Annotated in this window: 17 protein-coding genes; 9 read left to right on the top strand and 8 right to left on the bottom strand. The window is 61.7% G+C overall.

Annotated elements, in window-relative coordinates; genetic code table 11:
* Positions 1-38: 38 nt before the first annotated feature.
* The 4 genes from G9U53_RS05655 to G9U53_RS05640 form a co-directional block, all read right to left on the bottom strand.
* Positions 39-521, bottom strand: a complete 483-nt coding sequence (locus G9U53_RS05655) for an acyl-CoA thioesterase (RefSeq protein ID WP_030536130.1) — start codon at positions 519-521, stop codon at positions 39-41.
* Positions 522-646: 125 nt separating this feature from the next.
* Entirely contained in the window at positions 647-1,450 is an 804-nt protein-coding gene (locus G9U53_RS05650; protein WP_030536129.1) for a class I SAM-dependent methyltransferase, read from the bottom strand.
* Positions 1,447-2,103: a FadR/GntR family transcriptional regulator gene (locus G9U53_RS05645; RefSeq protein ID WP_125052245.1), complete on the bottom strand. Its 657-nt coding sequence runs from the start codon at positions 2,101-2,103 to the stop codon at positions 1,447-1,449. The genes G9U53_RS05650 and G9U53_RS05645 overlap by 4 nt, the downstream gene beginning before the upstream one ends.
* A 78-nt stretch (positions 2,104-2,181) precedes the next feature.
* Positions 2,182-3,084 carry an Lrp/AsnC family transcriptional regulator gene (locus G9U53_RS05640; RefSeq protein ID WP_125052243.1) on the bottom strand — a complete coding sequence of 301 codons (903 nt, stop codon included), beginning with the start codon at positions 3,082-3,084 and terminating at the stop codon, positions 2,182-2,184.
* 224 nt (positions 3,085-3,308) lie between these two features.
* Here G9U53_RS05640 and G9U53_RS05635 point away from each other — a divergent pair, with 224 nt between their 5' ends.
* Both G9U53_RS05635 and G9U53_RS05630 read left to right on the top strand, forming a co-directional pair.
* Positions 3,309-5,024, top strand: a complete 1,716-nt coding sequence (locus tag G9U53_RS05635) for an amidohydrolase (RefSeq protein WP_030536127.1) — start codon at positions 3,309-3,311, stop codon at positions 5,022-5,024.
* A complete protein-coding gene (locus G9U53_RS05630) occupies positions 5,024-6,358 on the top strand; it encodes an MFS transporter (RefSeq protein WP_050656991.1) in 1,335 nt (444 codons plus the stop codon). The genes G9U53_RS05635 and G9U53_RS05630 overlap by 1 nt, the downstream gene beginning before the upstream one ends.
* 137 nt (positions 6,359-6,495) lie before the next feature.
* Here the strand turns inward: G9U53_RS05630 and G9U53_RS05625 are convergent, their stop codons facing one another.
* From G9U53_RS05625 to G9U53_RS05615, 3 genes are all read right to left on the bottom strand, one after another.
* Positions 6,496-6,861 (bottom strand): hypothetical protein, encoded by a 366-nt coding sequence (locus G9U53_RS05625; RefSeq protein WP_007730475.1) that lies wholly within the window; start codon positions 6,859-6,861, stop codon positions 6,496-6,498.
* Positions 6,862-7,197: 336 nt separating this feature from the next.
* Positions 7,198-8,064, bottom strand: coding sequence for an alpha/beta fold hydrolase (locus G9U53_RS05620; protein ID WP_030536126.1), 867 nt, complete (start codon positions 8,062-8,064; stop codon positions 7,198-7,200).
* A gap of 90 nt (positions 8,065-8,154) precedes the next feature.
* Positions 8,155-8,625, bottom strand: coding sequence for a substrate-binding domain-containing protein (locus tag G9U53_RS05615; RefSeq protein ID WP_242430662.1), 471 nt, complete (start codon positions 8,623-8,625; stop codon positions 8,155-8,157).
* On the opposite strand from G9U53_RS05615, the gene G9U53_RS33875 reads away from it, so the two are divergent.
* The 3 genes from G9U53_RS33875 (at position 8,620) to G9U53_RS33870 (ending at position 10,672) form a co-directional block, all read left to right on the top strand.
* Positions 8,620-8,868: a cupin domain-containing protein gene (locus G9U53_RS33875; RefSeq protein WP_278251715.1), complete on the top strand. Its 249-nt coding sequence runs from the start codon at positions 8,620-8,622 to the stop codon at positions 8,866-8,868. The two genes, G9U53_RS05615 and G9U53_RS33875, sit on opposite strands and share 6 nt — an antisense overlap.
* 14 nt (positions 8,869-8,882) lie before the next feature.
* Positions 8,883-10,310 (top strand): aminobutyraldehyde dehydrogenase, encoded by a 1,428-nt coding sequence (locus tag G9U53_RS05605; protein ID WP_165638427.1) that lies wholly within the window; start codon positions 8,883-8,885, stop codon positions 10,308-10,310.
* A 227-nt stretch (positions 10,311-10,537) separates the two neighbouring features.
* On the top strand, positions 10,538-10,672 hold the full coding sequence (locus G9U53_RS33870; protein ID WP_003942853.1) for a hypothetical protein: 135 nt from the start codon (positions 10,538-10,540) through the stop codon (positions 10,670-10,672).
* A gap of 14 nt (positions 10,673-10,686) precedes the next feature.
* Here the strand turns inward: G9U53_RS33870 and G9U53_RS05600 are convergent, their stop codons facing one another.
* On the bottom strand, positions 10,687-11,340 hold the full coding sequence (locus G9U53_RS05600; protein ID WP_063315526.1) for a nucleoside/nucleotide kinase family protein: 654 nt from the start codon (positions 11,338-11,340) through the stop codon (positions 10,687-10,689).
* A gap of 124 nt (positions 11,341-11,464) precedes the next feature.
* Here G9U53_RS05600 and G9U53_RS05595 point away from each other — a divergent pair, with 124 nt between their 5' ends.
* From G9U53_RS05595 to G9U53_RS05585, 4 genes are read left to right on the top strand one after another with little or no spacing between them, the layout of a single operon-like run.
* Positions 11,465-12,058: a TetR/AcrR family transcriptional regulator gene (locus G9U53_RS05595; RefSeq protein ID WP_063316011.1), complete on the top strand. Its 594-nt coding sequence runs from the start codon at positions 11,465-11,467 to the stop codon at positions 12,056-12,058.
* Positions 12,059-12,103: 45 nt separating this feature from the next.
* On the top strand, positions 12,104-12,982 hold the full coding sequence (locus tag G9U53_RS05590) for a crotonase/enoyl-CoA hydratase family protein (protein WP_223304467.1): 879 nt from the start codon (positions 12,104-12,106) through the stop codon (positions 12,980-12,982).
* A 14-nt stretch (positions 12,983-12,996) separates the two neighbouring features.
* Positions 12,997-13,332, top strand: coding sequence for an AMP-binding protein (locus G9U53_RS33435; RefSeq protein ID WP_233405596.1), 336 nt, complete (start codon positions 12,997-12,999; stop codon positions 13,330-13,332).
* A complete protein-coding gene (locus G9U53_RS05585) occupies positions 13,284-14,639 on the top strand; it encodes an AMP-binding protein (protein WP_242692430.1) in 1,356 nt (451 codons plus the stop codon). Before G9U53_RS33435 ends, G9U53_RS05585 begins: the two co-directional genes overlap by 49 nt.
* Positions 14,640-14,673 lie beyond the last annotated feature (34 nt).

The raw sequence follows: 14,673 nt of genomic DNA, 5'->3' as shown, positions 1-14,673 counted from the left end.
GCTTAATGCATAAGGTTATAACTTAAATATGACTGGATTCAGTCATCGTGTTCGGGCGTTAAGTCCCGAACTGCGGCCCGGATGGACTGTTCACGAAGCTCGTTCTCTCTGCGCAGTTCACGACGCCGACGCCCGGCCTCGAAACGCTGCCTGGCGATTGTTCCGGTCGGTCGGAGTTGGGGTACCTCAGCCGGTTTCCCGTCGCTTCCCATCGCCACCATCGTGAAATAGCAACTATTGGTGTGTCGAGATTTTCCGAGAAGAATGTCTTCGGTTTCGACTCGAATTCCGATTTCCATCGAGGTGCGCCCGGTGTAATTGACGGAAGCGCTGAACGTGACGAGTTCGCCGACATGCACCGGTTCGCGGAACACCACACGATCCACCGACAGAGTCACGACGTAGGTCTGGGCATATCGACTCGCGCACGCATAGGCAACCTGGTCGAGAAACTTCAGAATCGTTCCGCCGTGCACGTTGCCCGAGAAGTTTGACATGTCCGGCGTCATGAGGACGGACATGGACAAGGTTTGTTTCGATGCTTGCTGCGATGCTTGCTTCAATTCAGGTAGGGAGTTCGATTCAGACATCAAGCGGGCCTCTTCGGTTCGGTGGACGGTGAAGAGACCGTATCCGGCAAAGAGGGTTACCCGCGCGTTCGGAAGAGCGCGGTGTCAGAGTTCGGGACAGTGCCCGTGTGGAGGACGTATTCGCTGGTGGCGACGGGGCCGGCCGCGCTCGACCTGAGACAGGGTGCGAGCGTCGAGCGGAGGTGCGCTGACATCGAAGCCCAATTCCCTGCGCCTCGAACCGCCTCGCGAAAGTTCTTCAACGCCGGCGCCTGGTCGCACAGTTCCTCGACGGGATCCGAACCGGCTGGTAGTTGCCACTCGAGCAGGTGCGAGGCCGAGCTCACCGACTCCAATCCAGCTGCTGCCTTCTCGAATTCGCTCGGGCTCGACCATGTCGTCGGTAGTGGTGTGATGCCATTCCACGCAGAGGCGGCCTCCCTTCGGAGTGCTGCTGCCCACCCGTTCTCCGACCACGTTGCGACACAAATGCTTCCACCCGGGCGGGTCACCCGCATCATCTCTGCGAGGGCGATCGCAGGGTTGGGACAGAAGATGATCCCGAAGATGCTGACACAGGCGTCGGCGCTCGAATCCGACCACGGCAGAGACTGTGCATCGCCGATCGTGAAAGTGGGTTCGGTAGTTCCGGGGCGAGGAATCCAGCGTTCGCGCGCGACCTCCAGCTGGCTGGCGGAGAGGTCGAGTGCGTGGACCGCGATCCCGGACTGGGCCGCCGGGAGCGTAAAGTTCCCCGTTCCAGCGCAGACGTCGTACGCCGTGCTCACGTGCCCGATCGAGCGCAGCGCCTCTGTCGATGCAGGTGAGAGTTGTTCGGCAAGAGGGGAATATGCCGCACCGTTCCAGTTTCCCCGATTCACGACAAGCTCCTTTCGACTGCGTCGATGACCGTATCGAGCGCTGCGCCTGCCGCACGCGCTGCTTCGCCGGGGTTGCGTTCCTCGATGGCAGCGATCAAGGGTCGGTGCTCGTCGACGTGGAAACCTGGACCGACACTGACGGCGGACAGCGAATCCGTCACGGCAGCAAGGACTCCCCGGTAGACGTCGATCAGTGCGGAATTGTGGGACGCCTCGACGATCGAAAGGTGCAAGGCCATGCCGGCTTCGACAGTGAAGCCGCCGACGTGACCGGGGTGGGCATTCCAGGCTGCATGTATCCGCGCGAGATCTTCGGGGGTGTGGCGCTGCGCTGCAAGTCGCGCGGCTTCGACCTCGAGTCCGCGTCGCAGGCTCAGTACGTCGAGAACGTCACCTCTGGCGAGCCTGCGCCCGAGTAATCCTTCGACCGGCGACGCCGCCATGACGTACACGCCGCCACCGTGGCGTACGGACAGAACTCCGGCGTGGGCAAGCGCCCGTACCGCTTCGCGCATGGTGTTTCGGGCGACTCCCAATTCTTCGACCAATGCGGTCTCCGGCGGGAGTTTCGATCCGACGGGCCATCGACCGGTCGAGATCGCCTCCTCGATCGCCGCGGCGACGATGTCTACCTTGCGTCCGGAATCGGCCATGTATGTCACCTCGGATAAGTGGGTCAATGACTTGATCGAGGTTAGCGTGCCCGACCAAGTGGGTCAATGACTCGGAAATTACCCGCGTACGTCCAGGCTGCGGGCGTAGTGCTCCTTGAATACCTCGAGATGTGCCCAAGATTCCAAGCCGCTGACACCGTCGATCCCGCGGATTCGTTCGGACAGCGCATGCAGGTCGCTCGAGGAGTTGGCGGCAACCGTCGCGATCACGTCGTATCGTCCGAGGGTCCGGGCGAGGAATTCGATTCCGGGCAGCGACTCGATCTCCGATACCGCGTTGTCGTCCCGTGAGCCCAGATTGACGCCGATGCCCATCGCCAGCGTTCGGCCACCACCTCGCCGCTTGACGACAGCGCCGACGCGCAGTGCCGTGCTCGCGATCAGATGATTGACCCGGTTGCGCACGGCGCTCGGCGACAGTCCGGTGTGTTCGGCCAGCTCGAGAAAGGGCATTCGCCCGTTGCGCTCGAGCAGTTCGATCAACGCGACATCTGTCGAGTCGAGTCGGATATCGGCTTGTAAAGCGGTCTCGGGCATGAAGATTCCCTTGATGACGTCGACGTAGACCAGCGTGCTCACGGATCGAACGCCACGTTGTGAGCGGAGTTCGGCGATGGCACGGTACAGATCGTCGTGACTGGGCACCCGAAGTTCCGCAATCACGTTGTACTGCCCGCTGACTGCCGAGATGTAGACGGCGGCCTCGGATGCGATCAACGCGTCCAGTACCGGGGTCATCGGTCCGGACACTGCGATCGAGACGTGTGCAAGCGCCTTCAACCCGAGAAGTTCGGGGTGCGCGACGGCCACTACGGACACCGTTCCCGAGTCGAGTAGCGCCTGCACTCTGGTGGACACCGCCGCTCGTGGGGCGTCGACCGCCACGGACAGTTCGCGGTACGTCGCTCGCCCGTTGCGCTGAAGTGCGGCAATGAGCTTGGAATCGAGATCGAGCGTCATGGTTGCCCCAACTTTTCCAGAGATTTTTCTGTATGAGCTTCCTATTAGAACAGTCGCATGTGGCCATGGATGATGTGGATAAGTGCAGAAATGCTCGAAAACTCATACAAAAAAGTTGTATACCGCCTGGTCTGAAACTTTGATGCATTGCATAGCTCCAGGTCAGGGCGTAGTTTTCGCTCAACACGCAGTGACCTGCACCACCATCTCGACGAAGGACCACCATGCGCAAGTTGCACACGCACGAAGCCTCGCCTCTCGACGCCACCGGCACGATCTTCACCGGCGCCAAGATCCACACCGTTGACGACAGCACGGTGGGAGCCGAAGCGTTCCTGGTGTTCGGAAACCGCTTTGCAGCGGTGGGAACGCTCGAGGAATGCCGCACCGAGGCGCGTCGGCTGAGCACTCGCACAACCGCGGTGGTCGAACTCGACGGCGCCACCGTCGTCCCCGGCTTCGTCGATCCACATGCACACCCGTTGATGTACGGGCAGATGCTCAGCTGGGTGGACTGTGGGCCGGAGAAGGCACATTCCATCCCCGGAATCATTGCGCTACTTCAGGAAGCGGCGCTCACAGCACCTGCGGGCGTCCCGATTCGCGGATACGGCTACGAGCACCGCAACCTGATCGAAGGGCGTCACCCGCTCAAGGAAGAGCTCGATCAGGTGGCCACCGATCGCGAGGTCTACCTCATGAACGCGAGCGGTCACGGCGGCGTCGTCAACTCCTTCACTTTCGACAAGCACGGTATCGACGCGAGCACCGAGAATCCGGCCGGTGGCGAGTTCTTCCGAGATGAAGACGGCGAACTCACCGGTGAGCTCTCCGACGCCGCGTGCAACATTCTCACCGGCGTCAACGGAGTGAAGGTCGGCCATCACGGCCCCAACTTCCATCTCGAGGACGAGCCGGAAGAGCACCTTCGCCAGCTGTCGGTCGCTCAGGACAAGTTCCTGGCCGGTGGCGTCACCACCATCGGTGACTGCCAGGTGACCCGGCGTGAATTCGACATGTACCTGCGTCTGGCCGAGCAGGATCAGCTCAAGACCCGCGTCAGCATGTACATGCTCAGCCACCTCCTCGATCACGTCATCGACACGGGAATGCACGGCGCCTTCGGCAATTCGCGGCTCGCGTTCGGCGGCATCAAGTTCTACGCCGACGGCACACTCGGCGGCTGGACCGCATACTTCCCCGACGGCTACGTGGGCGACCCGTGCCGCACCGGGCAGCTCTACCACGAGCCGGCGGACTACTCGGAGCTGATTGCCAAGGCACATTCGGTGGGTCTGCAGACCGCCACGCACGCTCAGTCACCGACCGCCATCGACATGGTGCTCGATGCCATCGAAGCTGCGCAGAAGGCTCACCCCGACGCCGACGCTCGTCACCGCATCGAGCATTGCGGACTCCCGACGGCCGAGCAGATCGCAAGGATGAACCTGGCCGGTGTCTACCCGGTGAACCAGCCACAGCACTACTACAACTGGGGCGAGGGCGTCACCGCTGCGATCGGCACTCCGGGCGAGCGGTTCAACCCGCTCGGCGAGTTCATCGCTGCCGAAGTTCCCGTGACCATCAGCTCCGACGCCCCCGTCGCAGAGCCGAAGCCGCTCGAAGCAATTCAGGCAGCCGTTACTCGTGTGACGCGTCAGGGCCATCAGCTCGGCTCCGATGCACTCCGCATCACCGCCGACCAGGCATTGCAGGCTCACACCCTCAACGGTGCGCGTGCGCTGGGCCGCGAAGCAGAGCTGGGCAGCATCTCGGTCGGCAAGCGGGCCGACTTCGTCATTCTGGGCGCGGATCCCCTCGAGGTTCCGGCCGACGCGATTGCGCAGATCGAGGTCCGAGAGACCTGGATCGACGGCGAACTCGCACATTCAGGTCATAACCACCTATTGTCGAGCACTTCGACCACCGAGGAAAAGTAATGAACCGAGAGCAACAGATCGTGAAGGCCCGCAAGGCGGGATTTGCAGCCTTCGTCGGTACAACTATCGAGTGGTACGACTTCTACGTGTATGCCACGGCAGCCGCCCTGGTGTTCGGTGACATCTTCTTCCCACCCGGAACCGACCGCCTGACCGGCGTTGCGGCGGCGTTCGCGACATACGCCGTCGGTTTCTTCGCTCGCCCGCTCGGCGGAATCGTGTTTGGCCATGTCGGTGACAAGATGGGCCGACGCACCGCATTGGTTGTGACTTTGACGCTGATGGGTGCAGGCACGTTCCTCATCGGCATGTTGCCCACTTACGCGTCGATCGGGTTCTGGGCGCCGTTACTGCTGGTACTGCTCCGCTTCGTCCAGGGCTTTGCCGTCGGCGGCGAATGGGGCGGCGCGGTCCTGATGGCCGTCGAGCATGCACCCGAGGACAAGAAGACCTTCTACGGCGGTTTCGCTCAGCTGGGCAACCCGGCCGGCGCGCTCCTGGCCACAGGTTTCTTCAGCATTCTCTCCACCTTCGGCGACGACGCTCTGCGCGAGTGGGCTTGGCGTCTGCCGTTCCTCTGCTCGGCGCTGCTGATCCTCGTCGGCTTGGTCGTTCGCCTGAAGGTCGAAGAGTCCCCGGTTTTCGAATCCGAGGTGAAGTCCGCGGACGTACCGGAAATGCTCCCGCTCAAGTACGCGCTGGTGACCAACTGGCGCCCGATCATCCTGGGCATCGGCATTCTGCCCGTCGCAGTCGGCGGCTACTACCTCGTGACGACCTTCATCACGGCATACGCAACCGACCCCGATGTCGGATTGTCGGAGACGTTGATTCTCAATGCGCTCAGTGTCGCTGCAGTGGTCGAATTGATCGCGACTCTCGGCGTGGCGTGGCTCGGCGACAAGGTGGGACGCGTCCGCGTCGTCATCTGGGGCCTTGCGGCAGTCGCGATTCTCGCAGCGCCGCAGTTCCTGGTGCTGAAATCCGGATCAGTGTTCCTGATCTTCCTGACCTTCGCTGTCATGCGACTGGTGCTGGCGGCCACGTACGGTCCGATCGCCGCTGTTCTGTCACAGATGTTCAAGCCGCAGGCCCGCTACACGAGCATCTCGTTGGCGTACCAAGGTGCAGGCGCTATCTTCGGCGGACTGTCACCGCTGGTGTCGACGCTGATGTACAAGGCAACCGGCAGCATCTGGCCGGTCATCGCACTGCTGATCGGCATGTGCATCCTGAGCATCGTGTGCCTGCTCTTCGCTCCGCAGCACGTGGACGAGGCGACCGATACCGACAGTGCTCAGCAGGGACTGAACAAGGAATCGGCTTCCGCCTGATTGCCGAGAGTCGGCTTCCGCCTGACTGCCGAGAGTCGGCTTCCGCCTGACAACTGAAAACACGACAGCTGGGGCAGTACACGATTTCCGTGTACTGCCCCAGCTGTCGTTTCAGGTCAGTTGTCGTTCAGCGCCGGTTACGCGCCGACGAGATGGCGATGAAAATGATCGCTGCGTCGGTGGGCCTGGCTGAGATTTCTGATCTCACGCAGCCAGAAGTGAGACGCCAGCGTGTTACTGCTTCCGTAACCAGTGCCGGACGTGTCTTCGTCGATCAGGGCGACAAGCGCTTTGATCAGGCTGGTGACCTTGAGGTTGTTGGTCTGAGAATGTCGGAGCAACAGCTCGGCGGCTTCGTCGGTGCTGCAACGGTAGAGGGTGCAGACGATTTCGATACCGCGCTCGCGGATCCGGCCCGAAGTAGTCGGGATCCGTAGACCGTTCGTCGAGTTGCTGTTCGTCTGGTTGTTCGTGTCGTCGGGGTGAATCATGGTGTTGATCAAGGTATTCCTTTGAACCGCAGGGTCTTTGGGCCCGTGCGGTGTGTAGCGCATGTTGATACTGGTGCAGTCGGTACGCGATTGGCGGCGGACTCCGTCGGAGCCTTCGGCCTGGTCAACAATCTGCGGGACTGATGAAAGTGCGTAGTGATCAAAGGCGCGGATTTGCACCGAACTGGAAGTCTGCCCCTGGAACGAATACTGGAACTGTTGTTCCGGGCGAAGCGACCGGCTGCCTGACTGACGGCTGCCCTCTGATAACCCCACCGTACGTCATCGATTGAGTTTCAGCTAATTCTATTTCGAGCGGCTGAGAGCACTGTGGCCCGTATTACCTGCTCAAGAGGCATTTATGTGGCCGATTATTGCTTGCTTGGTGGTAGCCCAGGCGTCGGTCGTCGGGTTGCCGAACTCGCCGTGGCCGACGCCGGGAAGTTCGATCAGATCGACCACGTCGCCTGCTGCTCGGGCGGCACGGGCATAGCGCCGACTCTGTTCGACCGACACGACCTTGTCTCCGAGTCCGTGGATCACCGTGACGGGGAGGCCGGTGGGGAGGTGCTCGATCGGTGATGCGATGCGGTAGCGATCGGGATGATCGGTAGGCATGCCGCCCAGAAGATTTCGAACAAATCGATCTTTGCCCGCGGTTGCGGCGAGCGTCATGTCGAAGACGCCGGCCATGATCGTCGTCGAGCGAACCGGCACCGAGAGGTTTGGTTCCGGGGCGTCTGCACCCTGTTGGGATCGCGATGCGACCCAGGCGGCAAGTTGTCCACCCGCGGAGTAGCCGGCGATGTGTACACGGCTCAAATCCAGTCGCCCGGAGGCCTTTTCCTGAACGATGCCGGCCAGAGCGTTGGTGGCCGTAACGGTATCGGAGAGCGTGGTCGGCCAACCACCCTGACCGCCGACGCGTCTGTATTCGATGTTCCAGACCGCAATTCCGTACGGGGTCAGGGTTTTTGCCCACGCGCCCGCGTATTCGAGATTGCTCTTCTGGGCCCATCCACCGCCGTGAATGAGTACGACGACCGGCAGGTCACCGTCCGATCCTTCTGGAAGGTACAGATCGCCGAAAGTGTCTGCGGCCGCGGCGTAGGCGATGCGGACCGGAGCGACGTCGCGGTCGAGGCCGGTCGCACTGCTGACAGATGCGAGGAGGGCGAGTGCACAGACCAGCACTACGGCGAGATACCCGGCCAAGCGGTCGCGGGAGCGGTGCGCGATGACCTGATTCCTCTCGGCAGGCGACGGACGATAATTCGGAAATCAGTCTATCGGTGCCAGGTGAATTTATGGTGTGAGCGAATGGGCCGTGCTCGCTCGCACGCGGAGTTCGCTACGCGTATAGCTCTGAACTGGGGGTTCGTCACCGTTGACCAGAGCCAACAGTGCATCTACGGCCGCTGCCGCCTGTTCTTGGGGGAAGAAGTCGAAGGCAGTGATCGGGGGCTGGGAAACCAGCAGGGCGGGTTCGTCACTGTCCTGTGCAATCAAGACGTCACCCGGAATCGACAGCCCGAGATCGAGGGCCGCTCGCGCCGCTGCCGGGGCGCAACCGAGAATCAACGACAGGATCGCGTCAGGCGGAGTCGAGGAGTCGAGGGCCTCGCGGGTGGCCGCATACGCGGCCCCGATGAGGCCTCCGACGGTGCTGGCGCCCGGAAACGACGTCAATTCCTCGCTGGTGCGTGGTGCCACGCCTCGGGCGCGGCACCACTCGAAGTAAGCGAAAGTCGTTGCGCGGGTCCACTCCGAATGCATTCCGGGAGTGAGGACGAAAATGTCCCTTGCGCCACGTTCGGCACGCTCTTGTGCGACCCGTATCCGTACGACGAGGTCTGCATCATGATCAGCGGCCGGGTGGCGCTGATCGACCTCGATGGAAACCGTCGCGAATTCTCTTCTGGGGAAGCATTTTTCGTGCCGCAGTCGTTTCGCGGTACCTGGGAGACGGTTGAGCCGTCGAAGAAGTTCTTCGTCGCGCTCCCCGGATCGCGCTCATGACGGTGGAAACTTCGATGACTGTCGCAGCGTTTGGTCACGTGGTCAACGGAACGTGCGAGAGCCCGGCAGGTAGACTTTCCGTGCTGGTCGATCCGGTGACCGACAATGTATACGCCCGTGCTGCCGTCGGTTCCGCCGATGACGTCGACCGAGCCTGCCGTTCGTCCGAGAAGGCTGCGCGGTCCTGGCGCCGGTCCACCCCTGCGCGCCGTCAGGAGTTGCTGCTGGCCCTCGCGGACGCGCTGGAAGCAAACGCGAAATATTTCCTCGAGGTCGAATGCCGCAGTACCGGCAAGCCTCTCAGGCAGGTGCGAGACGACGAGATCCCGCAGTGTGTTGACTTTCTGCGGTACTTCGCGGGTATTGCCCGCTCTCTGCCGGGCGTTGCCGCAATGGAGTATACGGAGGGTGCTACGTCTTATGTCAGACGTGAACCCATTGGCGTGATCGGTGCGATCGCTCCTTGGAACTACCCGTTGATGATGGCGATCTGGAAGATCGCGCCGGCACTCGCGACGGGAAACACCCTCGTGCTCAAGCCGGCCGAGGAGACGCCGGAAACTGCGGTGATGCTGGGAGTGCTTGCAGCGCAGATCTATCCGCCCGGGGTGTTGAACGTAGTGTGCGGCGATCGCGATACCGGAGCCGCGCTCGTCGCTCATCCGGTTCCTCGGATGATTGCGCTGACGGGATCGACGAGAGCGGGGATTTCGGTCGCAAAGGCCGCATCGGAAGACGTCAAGCTGTTGCATCTCGAACTCGGAGGCAAGGCACCCGCCGTTGTTTTCGCCGACGCGGACCTCGACGGCGCAGTCGCGGGGATTGTTGCCGGGGCCTTTTACAACAGCGGTCAAGATTGCACCGCTGCGACGAGGATTCTCGTTCAAGAGGAGGTTGCGGAGGAGTTCACCGAGAAGTTGACGGCTGCGGCCGCGGACTTGAGGTTGGGCGGACCGGAATCGGGTGATTGTCTCGGCCCCCTGGTCAGCCGCGCTCACCGTGATCGAGTGGCGGAGTTGGTAGAGAGACGCTCAGCAAATACGAACGTATGTATTGGCGGGGGAAAGCCAGCTGGACCAGGGTTTTTCTATCTGCCGACTGTTATTTCCGGGGTGCAGCAGGAAGATGAGCTGGTCCAGGAAGAGATATTCGGGCCGGTTGTCACCGTACAGACGTTCTCCACCGAGGCTGAAGCGATCGAACTTGCGAACGGGACCAAGTACGCTCTCGCGTCGAGCGTGTGGACGTCCGACCACGGCACCGCGATGAGGATGACGGCTGAACTGGACTTCGGCTGCGTCTGGGTGGGAGCCCACGGAATGCTCGCCGCTGAGATGCCTCACGGTGGCTTCGCTGGGTCGGGTTACGGCAAGGATCTGTCGGAGCTCGCACTGGCGGAGTACACGAGGGCCAAGCACGTCATGCATGTGACGAGCGTCTGACTCCTCGGCAATATCCAACGACGGCCATCTGCCCGCGCTGCGGGCAGGTGGCCGTCGTCGTGCCTCGGTGGACCTGCAAGATGCTGTTTGAATATGTTGCAGTGCAACATATTTGGAGAGAATTTTCGTTGATCCGGGTCGCGAATGCCGGTAAAGTGACGTGTGCAACATTGCGCACTTCGGCGCACATTCAACCCCACTTTCAATTCTGACTCCAGGAGACTGCCATGGGTTCATCCGACACCGATCTCAAAGCGCTCGACAGCGTTATCACCGTCGCCGGTGCATTGGCGGCGATATTCGGCGGAATCGCCGGAGTTGCCGGGCTGGCCACTTTTCTCGGAACCGGCGGCGGTTCTTAGGTTTTCAGCTGACATCAGTGAGGCTCGGACCGTTCGATTCTGACGATCAGATCCGCGCGTGGCCTCACTGCGCTGATCAACTCGGCGTTCGGCTGATCTACCCGTTTCACCCACTCTGCAGCCGCTTCGGAACTCTTTCCGAAGCGGCTGTGGCGTTTCACCAAGCGCTTCGTCCGAGTTTCCTCCGGAACGTCGAGATACCAGACCTCGTCGAGTGCTGCTCGCACTTCCTGCCATCCACCACTGGGTAGGAGGAGATAGTTCCCCTCGGTGACTATCAGCGGTGTACATGGGTCGACAGCCGTTGTGCTGCCTATTGATTCGTCGAACTCGCGATCGAAGGCCGGAGCATAGACCGTCGAGTTCGAGGCTCGGAGTCGGCGTAGTAGAGCCGCGTAGCCGTCGACGTCGAAGGTGTCCGGTGCGCCTTTGCGTTCATGCCTGCCGAGTCGGTCGAGTTCCCGATTGGCAAGATGAAAACCGTCCATCTCGACGATGGAGCAACGAGAACCCAATTTCCGCACAATTGCCTGTGACGCCGTCGATTTTCCGGCTCCCGGTGCGCCCGTGATGCCGAGGATTCTCCGACCGTCGTCGGTGATCAGGGAAGCAGCGCGTGAAGCAAGTTGGTCGAGCGTCAGCGAGACGGTCGGCGGTGAGGTCGTCACGTGTTGCTCCGATCAGTCCGAAGGGCCGGTGCATCGAGAGTACGCCGGAGGCTTTCGGCCATTGACAGTCTGAATGGACTGTGAAACTGTGAGCCATGCCACTCGAGAAGTTGGAGGTGAGACCGTGACCCTGCGCGATGCGCAGCGCGAAGCGACGCGCCACCGGATTCTCGATGCGGCAACGGATTTACTGATAGCGGACGGTTATTCATCTCTGACGGCGCAGTCGGTGCAAACCGCTGCCGGAGTCAGTCGGGGCGCTCTGCTGCACCACTTTCCGAACATGCAGGAGCTCACTGCGGCGTTGGTGTCGAACATCGTCGTACGGAACGAGGTGGCGGTAAGAGCTGCCATGTCTCGGCAGGATTCGTCGGTTGACACGATCGAGAACTCGATCTCCGCTCTGTATTCGGCGTTGACTCAGCCGCCATTTCAAGCGGAACTCGAACTGTGGTCCGCAGCGCGGACGGATCCGGTGTTGGCCGAGGTGCTCCGGGAATCGGAGCGAATCGCCGGACGGGATCTGCGGCGAGTTGTCCACGACGCTTTCGGTCCCGAAATTGTTGCTTCCGAGAACTATTCGCAGATTGCAGATCTGACGGTGCTGATGCTCCGTGGTTTGGCGCTGTCCCGGGCAGTGCAGAAGAGCGACGCGTCTGCGCGTCGTTCGATCAGTCAATGGGCAGGCATCGTTCGCCTGCTCCTCACCCAGAACTAGCGTAACTCGTTCCGAGCGAGGCGCGCTCTGTCGACAGGACCGATGATGACGGATTTTGCGACCCTGAAGTACGAGACGTCCGGCGGTAAAGCGTATATCACGCTCAACCGCCCCGATCGGCTCAACGCGATCGACGACCGGATGCCGTCTGACATTCGAAACGCGGTGGCAGCAGCCAATGACGACGACGAGGTCCGTGTGATCGTCTTGCAAGGTGCGGGCAAGGCATTTTGTGCCGGGTACGACCTCAAGAAGTTTGCCGAAGGTGACCTTGACGGAAAGTGGAACCAGGGCCCGGTCTGGGACCCCATCAAGGACTTTCGCGGGATGAAGCAGAACACCGACGACTTCTTCACGCTCTGGCGATCGCTCAAGCCGACGATCTGCAAGGTTCAGGGATATGCGATTGCCGGTGGAAGTGACATCGCGCTGTCCTGCGACATGCTGATCATGGCCGACGACGCTCGCATCGGATACCCGCCTGCGCGTGTGTGGGGTTGCCCGACGACGGCGATGTGGGTGTACCGGCTCGGCGCCCAGCGTGCCAAGCGAATGCTGTTGACGGGAGACACCATTGACGGTGTCACTGCGGCTGACTGGGGATTGGCGCTCGAAGCGGTGCCGGCCGACGAATTGGACTCGGCGGTGGAAGCGTTGGCGGATCGCATCGCCGGTGTTCCGCTCAATCAGTTGGCCATGCAGAAGATGATGATCAACCAGGCGTACGACAACATGGGATTGCAAGGCACCCAGGTACTGGCAACCCTGTTCGACGGAATTACGCGTCACTCCCCGGAGGGGCGCTGGTTCAAGGATTTTGCCGAGCGCGACGGATTCCATGCCGCGGTTCAGTACCGCGATTCCGGACGCAAGATTCCAGACGGAGGCGGGCCGCTCCCCGCGTCCGACACCCCTCCTCGATAGAAAGTGGATGTGAGATGAGCAGTGTTCTCGAAACGTCGTACTTCCCCGCTGACGTGTCTGACCCGATAGAGGAGCAAACGGTGGGTGGGCTGCTGCGAGAGTGCGCCGCGGACTCGCCGAATCTGATTGCAATCAGAGAAGTGGTTCCGACGCAATCGCATTCGCTTTCCGGGGCGGCTGAAACCGATCGCACGTGGACCTTCGCGGAGCTTCTCGACGAAGCAGAGGGGTGTGCGCACTACCTCTTGTCTCAATTCGACTGCGGAGATCGGATCACTGTCTGGGCTCCGAACGTTCCGGAATGGATGATTCTGCAAACGGCGCCGCGCTCGCCGGGATGGTTCTGGTGACCGCCAATCCTGCGTTGGGTGCGGAGGAGCTGGCGTACGTCTTGTCGCAGTCCCAGTCTCGGGGGCTCTTCCACACCGGAAAGTTTCGCGGTGGCGATATGGCAGCGGTTGCATCCGAGGCGATTTCGATTTCGGGAGAAGAAGTTCTCGCAGTCAACTTCGAGGAGTGGGATCGCCAGGTTCGAGGTTGGGCGGGCGAACGGGGCGCTCTGCCGGAAGTCTCGCCTGACGACAATGCGCAGATCCAGTACACGTCGGGAACCACCGGAGTTCCCAAAGGTGCTCTGTTGCATCACCGCGGATTGGTCAACAATGCCGATTTTGTGAGTCGGAGAGGCCGATTCCCTGAGCGGGGTTCGGTTGTGTCGGCCATGCCGCTGTTCCACACCGCCGGGTGCGGCATCCTGGTTCTCGGCGCCGCGCAGCGAAGAATGTCGATCGGCCTGATCCAGTACTTCGATCCGACTGCGGTTCTCGATGCGGCGGAACGCTTTCACGCTGACGTGGTCAGTGGAGTGCCGACGATGCTGATCGCGATGATCAACGACGCCAGCTTCGCGAGTCGCGACTTTTCGGCCTGTTCGGTGGTCGTATCCGGCGGGTCGTCGGTCCCGCCCGAACTCGTCAGCACGGTGGAGTCGGCCTTCGGGGCGGGGTTCAGCATCGTCTACGGACAAACCGAGGCCAGCCCCGTCATCACACAGACCAGCCCGGCCGACACCCCCGAGGACAAGTCGGAGACGGTCGGACTCGCGTTGCCGCAGGTCGAAGTGAAGATCTCCGACGTCGTGACCGGGGACAGCGTGCCGCTCGGCGAACAAGGCGAGATCTGCGCGCGCGGGTACCTCGTCATGACCGAGTACTTCCGTAATCCGGAGGCTTCGGCCGACACCGTGGACAAGGACGGTTGGTTGCATACCGGCGATTTGGGGACGATGGACGAACGTGGATACGTCCGGGTTACCGGCCGCCTCAAGGACATGATCATCCGCGGCGGTGAGAACATCTATCCGCGTGAGGTCGAGTCCGTGATCTTCACACATCCGAAGATTCTCGACGTGGCGGTCGTGGGTGTGCCCGACGAGGTGTGGGGTGAGCGAGTTGTCGCCGTCATCCGCTGGAAGGACGAGTCCGACCAACCGACCGCCGCCGAGCTGGTCGAGTTCTGCACCGAGCGACTGGCGCGCCACAAGGCGCCCAAGGAGTGGTTCAGCGCGGAGGCGTTCCCACTGACAGGGTCGGGCAAGATCCAGAAATATCGAATTGCGAGCCTGGTCGGCGAAGGCGTGTACGGCGTCGTCAACTGATCGGTGCTCATAGCACGTCGGAGCGATTCTGTCT

It is taken from the genome of Rhodococcus sp. D-46, assembly GCF_011290655.1.
Classification (GTDB): Bacteria; Actinomycetota; Actinomycetes; order Mycobacteriales; family Mycobacteriaceae; genus Rhodococcus_F; species Rhodococcus_F qingshengii.
Note: the sequence above shows the minus strand (reverse complement) of the source record. Positions and strands in the feature narration are given on the sequence as shown.